The sequence below is a fragment of the Alphaproteobacteria bacterium genome (genome assembly GCA_016722515.1).
GTDB lineage: Bacteria > Pseudomonadota > Alphaproteobacteria > Rickettsiales > JADKJE01 > JADKJE01.
Map to the genome: position 1 here is coordinate 59,808 of JADKJE010000003.1, position 12,500 is coordinate 72,307.

Here is a 12,500-nt window from a genome sequence, read left to right on the forward strand (position 1 = left end):
GGGGTATGGCTATTTTTTTTAATTTCTTTGGGTTTTGGGTATTATTCAAGTAAATATCAATATTACCCTTGTAATATTAGCAATATATTATTGACTTTGATCTAATAATAGTCTATAATGGAATATCTAAATGTTATCAGGAGGTTTGATATGGCTAATTGGGTTGGAAAAGTTTTAAAAGACGCTGCAACGGATCCAGTTAAAACGTATGCGGCCGACGTACAAAAATCACCCATTCTTAACAGAATGGATATGAGTCCTAATAAAGGTAATATAAGCGAACGCGTTGAAAGAGGCACTATCGAAAATGGTAAATTTCAGGAAGAAATTTTAGCCAGTCGTACCGCTCAAACGCAACGCGGTCGTTAAGCTAAAATCAATTTTTTACCTAAACGTGCGCCCAGTTGCTGGATAATGTTTCCAGCAGCTATATGGCCAAATGTTCCACATTCAGTTAATGGTTTGCCCTGCGTATACCCGTATAAAAATCCGGCGGCGAATAAATCGCCAGCGCCAGTGGTATCTTCCACGTGCTCAATTTTTTGTGAAGGCACGCTTATAGGCGCTTGCCCCTTTTGGCATATTAAGGCACCTTGGGCTCCACGTGTTATCACCGATAAGGGGCATAAATCCTCTAAGCGATGCTTGGTATCTTCAAGTGATTGGCTTTCAAACAAGGCCAGTATCTCCTGCTCATTACAGAATAAAATATCAATCGTCTCCGTACATAAAGCTAAAAATTCCTCGCGGTGACGATGGACACAAAACGGATCCGACAGTGAAAAGGCTACGTGAGTGCCTGATTTTTTGGCATGGGCACAGGCTTGTTTGATGGTAGCTTTGGTGGTTTCCAAATCCCATAAATAACCCTCAATATAGAGAATCTTCGATTGTTCAATCGTCTGCATGTCGATATCGCTTTGCCTTAAATGGGAAGCGATACCCAGATAAGTTTGCATGGTGCGCTCGGCATCCGGTGTGACCAGCACATAAGATTTAGCCGTGCTTAATCCCGATGAAGCCGGAAGGTTGGGGAAATAAATACCCTGGCTGGCCAGGTCATGGCGGAATACTTCGCCCCATTGATCATCTTTAACCTTGCCAATAAAGGCACCTTTGCCACCAGCTGCGGCAAGTCCGGCAATGGTATTGGCAGCAGATCCGCCGGATATTTCCACGCAACTTGGTAGAGCTTCATAGAGGCGATTGGCAGCATCTTCGTCAATCAGGGTCATGGTTCCTTTGCTTAAGGATTGCTGTGCAATAAAAGGCTCATCGACATAAGCCAGAATATCCACAATGGCATGGCCAATGCCGGTGACATCGATGGTTTTGGTAGGGATGTGAATAGTCATAAAGAGCCTTTTGTCAGGTTAAGATTTAAGAGAGTAATAATTCCGCTTTTTCAAGATCGGCTCGAGTATCTACGCCTAGTGGCACGCCATCAATGATTCCGACTTGAATGCTCATGCCGTTTTCAAGGGCACGTAATTGTTCTAGCCGTTCGCGTTGTTCTAACGGGCTTGGTGCCAGGGAAACAAAACGCTCCAGGCTTGCGCGACGGTAACCGTAAATACCGATATGATGATACAGCAAGCCATCGCCCCAAGGGGCTGAAGCACGTGTAAAATAAAGCGCCTTGCCGTTGTTGGCATCCGCTGTATTAAAACGGATAACGGCTTTGACGATATTGGGATTTTGTCGATCCTCTGCTTCATGCTGGGGTATGGCAACAGCCAGTGTAGAAATATCGCATTCAGGATGTTCGTTTAACATACGCAGCGTAAAGCGAATGTGATCGGGATTAATGGTGGGCAAATCCCCCTGGAGGTTAATGACAGTTTCAACCTTCGTATAAGCCGGATAGGATTGTAAGGCTTCATAAATCCGATCTGTTCCTGAAGGATGGTTAGGATTCGTTAATAAGGCGGTAGCACCAGTATGCTGTACTGCATCGGCAATATCACGTTCGGCACAGGCCACAAGCACAGGCCCAATATCGGCCTCGAGTGCCCGTTCAACTACATGGACGATCATGGGCTTTCCGGCTATTAGCAACACAGGCTTATTCGGCAGGCGCGTCGAAGCTAAACGGGCTGGGATGATGATAACGGTCGACATCAAAACGTCCTTACAGGTGAAGAGAAACAACCCTTGCTTTACCAGCTTGGGTGTCTGAGATGTTACTTTAAAATCAGGTTATTGTCATCTGTGGTAATTTAAAGTGAAGCCAAATTATTGAAATTAATATGTAAAAGAGCCTTATGATGATTTCCCACCCCTCCTCCGGGAGGAGGCCTAAGCAGTAGGCTGTTTTTCCGTTACTTCTTGTCCCCATTCTTCGATCAGGCGTTCCTGAGAGTTATGAAGCCGCTTACCCCGGCTGTCGGAGCGAGAGATATAAATTAGCATGGTAATTTGGGGGATTGACCATACCAGCAGCCATCCACACGAAGCAGCAGTATAACTGATAAGCCAGTTCAACGGATCCAGCAGTACGATTTTTCCATAAGCTGAAGGATCATGGCTATTGAATATCTCAAAAATCGAGGGCATGAAGCCAGTAAAATTCATGGTGCAAATACATTTGGAGGCATATTTATTAAAGGTTTTGTCAACCGAATAAGCCACAATACCTGGCATGAGTGCCAGCAGCATAAACAAAAAACCATAACTGCTCACAGCAATCAGGCTGAGGCCTACAGTAGTCAAGGTTGTGATGGCAAGCAAACCAAATTTATCATTGGTTCTCTTTGATAATGTGGTGGCTGTTTTTTTGTCTGCCATGTCTGTTCCTTTGAACCGATTGCCTAATGAATGGATTTAGAAAATAACAACAGCAGCACAATCAACGATAATAAATACGAGGTCATGAGCGCCAAGTGCAAACCATATTGATGGCCGGCGGCTTTCACGATTTTTTGGTTATTAATTTTGCGCTCTTCTGTATTTAGCACGTGATAAAACTGCGAAGCCTTCTTAAACCCAAGCGTATCGCGGCGATGGGTGCCTACATCGGCCATTACTTTAAACAAGGCTGCCAAACTGCCGCTACCGGCAACCGCGCGGGCACGGGCTTCTAGATCTTTCTTAAGCGACTTACTGTGAAGTTTGGTGACAATTTTCATGAGCTGCTGAATCATGTGATTGGTAAGCCCACATAATTTGCGGATATCCGTTTTTCGTTGTGCAATAGCCAACAAATAGAGGATGTGCAGTGTTTCATCGTTTGCCAATACCGGATAGCCCATGATCTTTTTAAGCTCAATCGGTGAGGGCAGTTCAAGACGGTGGGCAATAAAAGCCGCTACATGGCGATCGATAAGTGGTTGAGAAGGATTGCTTTCTCCTAATTTATCTAAGGTTAGAAGCGCTTCTTCAAGTGTTAGAACATATTCCAATTTTAGGGAACGTCCCTGACAGGGCAAGGTTGGGTTCATGTTATAATAGCAACGTTCTAAACCAAAGCCGATGCCTTTCATGATAAGCATTTCTCGGGAACGTTGGATACCTAATGCGGCGCTTTGATAGTTAGGAAGTTTAATATCACGGCTGGCTTGCCACATATCCAGTACCGTGCCTCTGAGTAAGTCGGTAATGATGTGTGTGTGTTCACGTTTGCCGTTTGAATAACTACAGGCAAGGACAGCACCCATGCCGTTGACGTGACAGGAAAGAAAAGGAAAACGGATGGGAATCTGCGTGTCCACCAGGGAGATACAGCGCGAAATAATAGCATCCAGATAATCAAAGTGATGCGATTTATTTTTATCGCGATCATCCATTTTTAGGATCATTTCAATCGATGTCGCAATCTGTTCGGAGTCGACACTGGTTTTTAGCCATTTTATCAGGGTATCTTGGGTAATAAACTCACGGCTTTGTTCCCAATGATTATAGAGCGCATTGGCGATGGAGCGGCGGTTGAAATACTGCCGATCGTTGAAAACAATAGCGCGGCTTGCTTCCATATAGGAAGAAGAAGGGAGTAGGTTATAGCGTTTTCCTTTAGACCATGGTTCAAGTTGCTGGCTGTTCCACCGCGCGTCTTTTCGGTCGTTGAGTAGGCCGTTTAGGCAGTCCTGCAGTTTGTTTGAAACGTTGATTGAACCAATGAGTGAATTAAATGTCCCGGTAATGAGGCGCGTTTCTATGAGTTCTTGATCGCTTTTTTCATGAATAACGGACATGCCTACAAGCGTAGAAATGATCACCAAGCCCAATGCATAATAATCAATGGAGGAATAATCTTCGCCTTTGGCATAAGCATTCACGCCGATGCGTTCAGCCGGCTCAAAGAAGCTTAGTTGGGAAAATCCCGGGAGGGATGAGATACATTCGCCCAGATAGCATTCTGTATTGTTATCCAGGTAAATAGTGTGTGGGTTAATATTGCCGTGGGTTACGCCACAGGCGTGGATGGTTTTTAAAGTAAATATAAGTGGGCGCAGGATAGACGCGATTACAAATTCTTCAGTAATCGGACCGCGTTGTTTGACATAGTCGTGCAATGTCTGCCCTTTGGGCTTACTGACAACGGCAACGAAATGCTTTTCTCCATGGGGCGACAGGGGGACGATGCCGGATTCATAGATCACATGGAAATTAGGGATTTTCTTACGCGACAGCCCCAATATCGCAGATAGGCGCATGGGAAGCTGTTTTTGAAAAACCAGGGCATAAGCGGAAATGGATTCCTGCGAACGTGAGTCAACCAGCTGGTAGGCTTTAGCAAATTCTGTACTGTATTGAGGAAGAGGCTTATCGAGCCTGATTAAATAATTTCTGCCAATAATATCCATGGTTGGATAGCGGATAATCAAACGGAATAATTCACGTTCTTTTTGGCTATTGCCGAGCTGGTCTGTATCAAAATTGATTTGTGACAATAGGTCGCGATCATCATCGTAATACTGATAATCATCGCTGAATAAATCTTCGGGTCCTTCAACAATCTGCCGAAGCCGTTCTTTTTCCTCTACCGTCATATGCTTACCTGGTTAGCTTTAGAGAGGGTAACGTGAGGGGGTAAAATTATGGTTAATAAGTGGAGGAGGTGTAGAGCAGAGTGCGTTTAATAATATTCTTCACCAATCACTACTTTATCGCGCCCTTGTTGGGTACGCCAGCGGTTGGTATCTCTGAGGGAGTAGACACAGCCGCAATATTGCTGTTTATAAAAATGTTCTTCCTTGGAGATCGTGTACATACGTTCACCACCACCGTTTTTACGCCAGTTATAGGTCCAATAGGTTACGTCATCATAATGGCTGGCGGCCATGACGCCGCATTCATTAATTTGCTGCATGTTTTTCCAGCGCGAAATACTGAGGCTGCTGGTAAAGACTTTAAATCCATGTTCATGGGCAAAGAGGGCTGTGCGCTCAAATCGCATATCAAAACATTTGGTGCAGCGCTCGCCGCGCTCGGGCTCCCACTCCAGCCCTTTGGTCCGGGCGTACCAGTTTTCAACATCGTAATCGGCATCAATAACGGGAATACCCATTTGATCGGCATAACGCTTATTTTCATCTTTGCGGATTTCATATTCCTTTTTGGGATGAATGTTGGGATTATAAAAGAAAATCGTCAAATCCAGCCCGGACTCTACCATAGCTTGCATCACCTCGCCCGAACAGGGAGCGCAGCAACTATGTAGAAGGACTTCCGTTTCGCCTCCAGGTGGAATAAGTTTTTCGCGTTTAACGTTTGACATCATGGTTTTCTAAGTTCATCATATAAGGTTAGTATATGAATAATCAACGAAAACGCAAGGTTTTCCCTTACGTGGTGAGGCGCCATTGTGTTGAACAGATAGGGTTGGGTCTAATGTTAAAGAAGTTTGTCGCTGCCTTTGCGCTGTTTTCAGTGGGTTGGCTGCTTATTTTGCCTTTTTTGATCAATTGGGATGATTACCAATTACAGATAAGCAAGCGTATTGAGAATGTTACTGGTCATAAACCGGATTTAACCAGGGGTATTAATGTCCAGTTTTTCCCGATACCAAAAGTAGAGGTTAATGATGTTGTGATTAAAGGCTTAGGTGAGCCTAATGCCCCTGCTTTCGTTGAAATTGGCTCGCTGGAGGCGCGTCCTTCATTTGTTTCGTTGTTAGCTGGAAAATTACAAGTTGATCGCATTACCCTAAAAAACCCGATTATCCGTCTGATTCGTAACCAGCGCGGTGAATGGAATTTTCTCTCGGCACAAAACTGGCAGCAACGTGGTTCTTCAGGTGATATTTTCCATAAGGTTGATGTGGTGAATGGCCGCGTACTTTACGCCGACCAACTTACGGGTCATGTGGAAGTCGTTGACAGCATGAATGGTACGCTTTCTTTATCGGGTTTAATGGGGCCTTTTTCACTGGATGCTTCTTTTAAAAAAGAACGGCAGCTTTTATCCATCCAAGCTGATATCGATAAATTAGTTGGAAATGACAAAGCGGATGTTTCGTTTAAAGTATCAGGTAAAACATTTGCATCTAATCTTAAAGGGATGGTTGAATTCAAAGACAGGAATTGGTTATTTAAAGGAACGGGCGAACTTAAAGGGGATGATCTCACAACCTATTTTTCGGCGTTTAAGAAGAGTGTTGCCGGTAACAGCCCGTCTTTAGGGGCTGATGCTGCTAAATCAAAGCCTAAAATTTCGTCCTTCTTTTCTAAAAAACAAGCTCCGAAACCGGTTGAAGCCGAAAAAATGGAACCTATTCCGTTTAATGTGGCAGCAGATATTGCGGCATCTCATAATTCAGTCGATTTCACAAATGTGGTGATCCATTCGGATGCAATGAACGGAAAAGGATCATTTAAAGCAGATTGGAAACGCCTTATTAATACCGAAACGGATCTTCAATTTGATAATCTCGACCTTGATCAATTATTGGGTGATACGATTGATTATAAACGGTGGCTCAAAGGTTTGATGGTTTCCCTGCCACGTGAATTAAAAGGGTTAATCGATATTTCGATTAAGGAAGTGACGCTGCACAAAGACAAGGTAACGGATTTGGGTTTCCAAGCGGATATCGTGAATGGAGAAATTGGCGTATTTCCGCTGACGTTTACGTTGCCGGGAAATAATAATGTTTCGATTACTGGTATGATTTCGCGCAATGAAGTGCGGCCCGAATTTGCTGGATCGGCTGAAGTAAAAGGAAAGTCCTTTACGGAATTTCTGGATTTTATGGGTATTATGCCTGAATGGTTGCCGGAAAATGTCTATAAAGATTTTGATGCTCGTACTGATATTCGTTTTATTCCGCATTATTTAAAATTATCGAATATGGCCGTGAATGTCGGTGGCGGAACGATTGCCGGTGTGGTGAGTATTAAGCATGGCAATCGCATTAATGTACTGACAGACCTAGAATTCCAAAAATTCAACCTTGATAATGTTGCACTTCAAGCCAGAGCGGCATCCTGGATTAAATCCGTTGGTGAGCAAATGGTGTTTGAGGCTGAGCCTGCTTATGTTAAAGAACTTCAGCATTTTCCAGTCAATAATGATAACCATATCGTGATTCGTGATGCTGTTTGGAATGGTGAAAATGTAAAACAGCTAGAAACGGATATTGCCTTATCGCCGGGAATGATCAGGGTAGGGCAGTTTGATTTATTGTCAGATAAAACCGATATTGGATTTGAAGGCCATCTTAATACGATTGGTGTCAATCATCAGTTTAATTTTACGATGGAAGGTAAAAAGTTTGACTGGTCGAGTTTTTACATGCAAACACCGGAAACACCAGAAGAAATCCTTCATAAGAAAGCATTCTTGCCTTATACAGAACGTTGGTCAAGCAAGCAATTGATGATGGGAGGGCTTGCAAAACTTGCCGGTCAGGCAAAGTTCAAGGTGGATGAGGTGGATATTGATGCGGCTAAAATCACCAATTTTGAATCAGAACTGGCGTTTAGTAATGGGTTGCAGGTTAAATCTTTCAAAGGCGATACGAATAATGGTAAATTCAGTGCTGTTACCTATGTGCAATGGATGAACCGGCCAATGTATTTATCGGGTGTGTTGGTGTTGCAGGCTATGGATACATCGCCTTTATTTGGTTGGCTGTTTTATTATCCGCAGCTAAAAGGATCGCTTACCATGAGTAGCGCCTATAAATCGCAAGGGGCGAGTGTGTATGATGTGATTGCTAATTTAACCGGCAATTTGGTATTTGCATTCAGGAATGGTGCCGTTGATGGGTTGGCACTTACCGACATCGTGCAAACCCTTCCAACCATTGGCACGCTGAAAGACCTGGAGAGTTTAAAACAAAAAGTGATGAATTCGGGTAGCACCACGATCAATGCTATCGATGGAAAAGCAGCGATTTCTCAGGGCGTTATTGAATTTAAGGATCTCAAAATTAATATGCTGCCATATTTATCGGGAGTGGCTGCCTGCGTCTTTGATGTACGGCAATGGATGGTTAATATATTGTCGCAATATTCGTTTATAACGGATGATCAAAAATTGCTGAAAATCATCGTCAAGAGCAAGGGGCTGATTAACGCGTTGCAAACACAATTGGTGGCTAGCGATATTGATGCTTATATTAAAGAGAAACGTACGCAGCAATTCTTAAAAGAGGAGGCGCCTGCAGAAAGTCAACAGCAACCCATCCAGCCTGTACCAAATTTGGTTGTGCCTGGACTGAAGGCTCCTGCCATACCGTTGCCTAACTCAGGTAATGGTGTGCCACCTGCGGTGCTACCAAAACGATAAGTTAATTTTGGGGTTGATTTTGTAGTTTTGGCAATTATAGTAATGTCATTTTGCAATGGTGTTCCTGTGTTGGTTAATCCTATTATTCCCGTCATCCTGTGTGGAGGAGAAGGTAAGCGCTTAAAGCCCTTATCGTCATCTGTTTTGCCCAAATCTTTTCTTGCGCTCTCTACCCATCGGTCGATGCTTGCAGAGATGATTAACCTCCTGGATTACGATAGGTTTATGGTGGTATCGACTTTAGCCTATCGGGATCTAGTCATGGCTGAATTGAAGAGGGTAGGTGCAGGCAGCGCTTTTTGTGTTTTTGAACCTGTTGGATTGGGAACCTCTTCGGCATTGCTGGCGACTTGTCTGGTTTTATATGCACACGGTCGCATGCAGGAAAACCCAATATTGATGGTGATGCCCTCTGATTTAGTCATGACAGATAAACGTGCATTTCATCAGGCTCGTCAGCGGTCGGCACAGTTGGCGCAAGACTCGGGACACTGGGTGATGTGGGGCAGTAAAACATACGCAGATGATCAAGGATATGGCTATATTCAGCACCATGTTGATAGTAACCATGTTAAACATTTTATTGAAAAACCCAAGGATGTTTGTCTCCTGGAACAGGACATAAACTATGAATGGTTATGGAATTGCGGAATCTATCTTGTTTCACTCCAACGTGCTCTTGAGGACTTGACCCGTTATTACATGCCGTTCATCGGAGATGCCGCAGCCCGCGATTCGTTGGATCATACGGTTATCGAATACACGCCCTACCGTTCTTGCATCAAGATTGATTTTGCCTGGCAGGATATCGGGACGTGGGAAAGGCTATGGGCAGTAAATGATTGACATCATAATTAAAATCCCTGGTTTAAAAATACAGTTTATCCGTTAATATACGTGCGGATAATGCGGCCTGATTTGGCCAATTTTAAAAGAGGGAAACATGGACATCAAAACATCCGCCATTAAAAGTGAAGCCGATTTTTCGGATTGCATGAAATATCGTTATTCATTAGTTCGCGACTTTGGTAAAGGCGATGGCATGATGAATTTTATTATGCTCAATCCGTCTACAGCCAATGAAGCCTTTAACGATCCTACGGTCCATCGTTGCGAAATGCGGACCATCGATAGTGGTTATCGGTATATGGTGGTTACGAATATTTTTGCCTTTAGAGCAACCGACCCTTCAGATATGCGTGCTTCAGTAGATCCGATTGGCACTAAAAATAATGAGGCTATCCGTTTCTTTGCTAATAAAGCCAGTGAAGTGATTTGCGCCTGGGGAGAGCATGGGTTATTTGTTAATCGTGGCCAGTTTGTGAAGGAGATGCTCTTGCGAGAAAAAGTCAAGGCGAAGATATTAAAACTTAACAAATCCGGTGAGCCTGCGCATCCTCTTTATCTGCCTAAGGCCTTGGTCCCTTCCGCTTGGCTATAATTTTTATCTATGACCAATAAAAACACTAGACAGCACATAAGAAAGAAGGCAAACTACAACAGGCTTTAGTGAAGGCATGTTGTGTGCTGCCAAAACGTTACGTTGTTGCGTTGGTTCACTTTTGAAACTTTTGATAGTGGGTTTATATGAATCGTACCTCTCTTTCTTATCTTGTTGCTCTTTCTTTATGTTCAACACTGGCTTTTACCGCTTGCAAAGATAAAGGAGCACAGCAGTCTGATGCTGGTCATGCAAAACGCGTGCTTGCTACCTATAATGGTGGAGAATTGACGGAAGATGATCTTTATAACGAAATGCTTAAATTGATGCAAAATGGTCCAGATAGCCAAAAAATTCAATATGACACTCTTGATGCTCGCGTGAAGCAGGCCCTTGTAAAGGATGCCATTGCTCAACGTTTAGTGGTTGCTGAAGCAAAAAAAGCAAAAGTAGAAGACGATGCTGAAGTCGAGAAAAAGATTAAGGCATTGACCAATCGTGTCGTGTCTCAGGAATATGTATTGAGAAAAGCAAAAGAATTGGTAACAGAAGAAAAAATCCGCGCCTTCTACGATAAAGATGTCCAAGACGTTCGTCAGAAAGAAGAATTCCGCGCTAGCCATATTTTGGTGAAAAGTGAAGAAGAAGCAAAAGCAACTATTGAACAACTCAAACAAGATAGTTCAAAATTCCCTGAATTGGCTCGTGAGAAATCAATTGATTCTACCCGTGTTCGTGGTGGTAACTTAGGTTATTTCTTGCCGGAACACATGGTGCCAGAATTTGCTAACGCCGTCAAAGGGATGAAAGTAGGTGAAATCTCTGGTCCGGTTAAAACCGATTTCGGTTGGCATGTGATTTATCTCCAAGATCGTCGCCAGGCTGTTCCTCCTGCTTATGATAAAGCAAAACCAGCGATTGAACGCAAACTTCGTCAGGAAGCGATTCAAAAATACGTTGAAGATTTGACGAATGGTGCGGCTATTGTGTATGTTGATAATTCAGCGGCTCAACCTGCCGCCGAAGAAAAAGCAGCCACTTCAGGTGAAGGCAAATCTGCTGAGACACATGCTCCAGCAAATGCTCAACCTACTGTAAAACAATAAGTTCAATCTTTGAAGTAGCAAGGAAAATGCAGGAGCAGAATTACCAAGCGATTAGAAAAAAGATTAACGCAGCCATCGTTTTGGCGGACGGAACTGTTTTTTATGGTTATGGTTTAGGCGTTAAAGGGATTACGGTTGGCGAGCTTTGTTTTAATACAGCGCTCACTGGGTATCAGGAAATTGTTACAGATCCTTCCTACTCAGGGCAGATTATTGTTTTTACCTTTCCTCATATTGGGAATGTCGGTACAAATCAAGAGGATGTTGAGTCTAATAAATCGCTTGCTCGCGGTATTGTTGTGCGCGAGACGGTTACCCAACCTTCTAATTATCGAAATCAACTTGATTTTGGTGAATGGCTAACCTCTATTGGCATCACCGGTATTTGTGGTGTTGATACCAGGGCGTTGACCCGGAAGATCCGTTTAAGTGGTGCACAGAATGCGGCAATTGCCTTTGTTAGTGAAGGTGAAAATATTCACGTTGAAGCACTGGCACAAATAGCAAAAGACACACCGAACCTTAAAGGATCCGAGCTTGCAGAAGGCGCATCTTGTTCAGAACAATATGAATGGTATTCCCGCACTTGGGTTGATGGCAAAGGTTATCCTAAGCGCGAAGATGATTCGTACCATGTGGTCGTGGTTGATTATGGAGCCAAGCAAAATATTTTGCGTCACCTCAGTGCGGTCGGTTGCCGCCTGACTGTGGTTCCTGCACGCACCAGTGCAGAAGAGATTTTATCGCATCATCCAGATGGTATTTTCCTGTCGAACGGCCCAGGAGATCCTGCTGCTACTGGTGTTTATGCTATTCCTCAAATCAAGAAAATGATTGACTCAGGCCTGCCCATTTTTGGTATTTGCTTAGGGCATCAATTATTGGGGTTAACCCTGGGTGCTAAAACCGAAAAAATGTTCCAGGGACATCGGGGAGCCAACCATCCTGTTAAAGATTTGGAAACTGGTAAAGTAGAAATCACCAGCCAGAATCACGGTTTTGCGGTGACGCATGAAAGTTTACCAGCTAATGTCATTGCTACCCACGTGTCGTTGTTTGATAACACGCTACAAGGTTTACGGGTGAAGGATAAGCCTATTTTTGCGGTGCAGTATCATCCGGAAAGTTCGCCAGGTCCTCATGACAGTGATTATTTATTTAAGCGTTTTATTGACAATATGCAAACCCATCGCTCTTTGGAGCTAACTAAAAAAAGGGCGTAA

The 12,500-nt window shown here is 43.6% G+C and carries 11 protein-coding genes; 6 read left to right on the top strand and 5 right to left on the bottom strand.

All coding sequences use genetic code 11. From position 1 onward, the window contains the following. The first annotated feature begins 150 nt into the window (after positions 1-150). Positions 151-369: a hypothetical protein gene (locus IPP74_09020; GenBank protein MBL0319408.1), complete on the top strand. Its 219-nt coding sequence runs from the start codon at positions 151-153 to the stop codon at positions 367-369. On the opposite strand, the gene IPP74_09025 is transcribed toward IPP74_09020, so the two are convergent. The 5 genes from IPP74_09025 to IPP74_09045 all read right to left on the bottom strand — a co-directional run bounded on the left by IPP74_09025 (position 366) and on the right by IPP74_09045 (position 5,716). Then, positions 366-1,355, bottom strand: coding sequence for an adenosine kinase (locus tag IPP74_09025; GenBank protein ID MBL0319409.1), 990 nt, complete (start codon positions 1,353-1,355; stop codon positions 366-368). The genes IPP74_09020 and IPP74_09025 overlap by 4 nt on opposite strands. A 25-nt stretch (positions 1,356-1,380) precedes the next feature. Further along, positions 1,381-2,121, bottom strand: coding sequence for a 3-deoxy-manno-octulosonate cytidylyltransferase (locus IPP74_09030; GenBank protein ID MBL0319410.1), 741 nt, complete (start codon positions 2,119-2,121; stop codon positions 1,381-1,383). Positions 2,122-2,298: 177 nt separating this feature from the next. Next, positions 2,299-2,787, bottom strand: a complete 489-nt coding sequence (locus IPP74_09035; protein ID MBL0319411.1) for a hypothetical protein — start codon at positions 2,785-2,787, stop codon at positions 2,299-2,301. Positions 2,788-2,810: 23 nt separating this feature from the next. Continuing rightward, a complete protein-coding gene (locus IPP74_09040) occupies positions 2,811-4,988 on the bottom strand; it encodes a hypothetical protein (GenBank protein MBL0319412.1) in 2,178 nt (725 codons plus the stop codon). An 86-nt stretch (positions 4,989-5,074) separates the two neighbouring features. Continuing rightward, positions 5,075-5,716: an epoxyqueuosine reductase QueH gene (locus IPP74_09045; GenBank protein MBL0319413.1), complete on the bottom strand. Its 642-nt coding sequence runs from the start codon at positions 5,714-5,716 to the stop codon at positions 5,075-5,077. Between the two features lie 35 nt (positions 5,717-5,751). Between IPP74_09045 and IPP74_09050 the strand changes: the two genes are divergently transcribed. The 5 genes from IPP74_09050 (at position 5,752) to carA (ending at position 12,500) form a co-directional block, all read left to right on the top strand. After that, positions 5,752-8,730: an AsmA family protein gene (locus IPP74_09050; GenBank protein MBL0319414.1), complete on the top strand. Its 2,979-nt coding sequence runs from the start codon at positions 5,752-5,754 to the stop codon at positions 8,728-8,730. A 42-nt stretch (positions 8,731-8,772) separates the two neighbouring features. Next, positions 8,773-9,576 carry a hypothetical protein gene (locus IPP74_09055; protein ID MBL0319415.1) on the top strand — a complete coding sequence of 268 codons (804 nt, stop codon included), beginning with the start codon at positions 8,773-8,775 and terminating at the stop codon, positions 9,574-9,576. A 97-nt stretch (positions 9,577-9,673) separates the two neighbouring features. Continuing rightward, entirely contained in the window at positions 9,674-10,171 is a 498-nt protein-coding gene (locus IPP74_09060) for a DUF1643 domain-containing protein (protein ID MBL0319416.1), read from the top strand. Between the two features lie 146 nt (positions 10,172-10,317). After that, positions 10,318-11,277: a peptidylprolyl isomerase gene (locus tag IPP74_09065; GenBank protein MBL0319417.1), complete on the top strand. Its 960-nt coding sequence runs from the start codon at positions 10,318-10,320 to the stop codon at positions 11,275-11,277. Between the two features lie 26 nt (positions 11,278-11,303). Further along, positions 11,304-12,500, top strand: a complete 1,197-nt coding sequence (gene carA, locus IPP74_09070) for a glutamine-hydrolyzing carbamoyl-phosphate synthase small subunit (GenBank protein MBL0319418.1) — start codon at positions 11,304-11,306, stop codon at positions 12,498-12,500.

What these genes read in the sequence shown, in the direction of transcription:
- IPP74_09020 (MBL0319408.1), top strand. Translation starts at nt 151, where the DNA reads ATGGCTAATTGGGTTGGAAAAGTTTTAAAAGACGCTGCAACGGATCCA.
- IPP74_09025 (MBL0319409.1), bottom strand. Translation starts at nt 1,355, where the DNA reads ATGACTATTCACATCCCTACCAAAACCATCGATGTCACCGGCATTGGC.
- IPP74_09030 (MBL0319410.1), bottom strand. Translation starts at nt 2,121, where the DNA reads ATGTCGACCGTTATCATCATCCCAGCCCGTTTAGCTTCGACGCGCCTG.
- IPP74_09035 (MBL0319411.1), bottom strand. Translation starts at nt 2,787, where the DNA reads ATGGCAGACAAAAAAACAGCCACCACATTATCAAAGAGAACCAATGAT.
- IPP74_09040 (MBL0319412.1), bottom strand. Translation starts at nt 4,988, where the DNA reads ATGACGGTAGAGGAAAAAGAACGGCTTCGGCAGATTGTTGAAGGACCC.
- IPP74_09045 (MBL0319413.1), bottom strand. Translation starts at nt 5,716, where the DNA reads ATGTCAAACGTTAAACGCGAAAAACTTATTCCACCTGGAGGCGAAACG.
- IPP74_09050 (MBL0319414.1), top strand. Translation starts at nt 5,752, where the DNA reads ATGAATAATCAACGAAAACGCAAGGTTTTCCCTTACGTGGTGAGGCGC.
- IPP74_09055 (MBL0319415.1), top strand. Translation starts at nt 8,773, where the DNA reads ATGTCATTTTGCAATGGTGTTCCTGTGTTGGTTAATCCTATTATTCCC.
- IPP74_09060 (MBL0319416.1), top strand. Translation starts at nt 9,674, where the DNA reads ATGGACATCAAAACATCCGCCATTAAAAGTGAAGCCGATTTTTCGGAT.
- IPP74_09065 (MBL0319417.1), top strand. Translation starts at nt 10,318, where the DNA reads ATGAATCGTACCTCTCTTTCTTATCTTGTTGCTCTTTCTTTATGTTCA.
- carA (MBL0319418.1), top strand. Translation starts at nt 11,304, where the DNA reads ATGCAGGAGCAGAATTACCAAGCGATTAGAAAAAAGATTAACGCAGCC.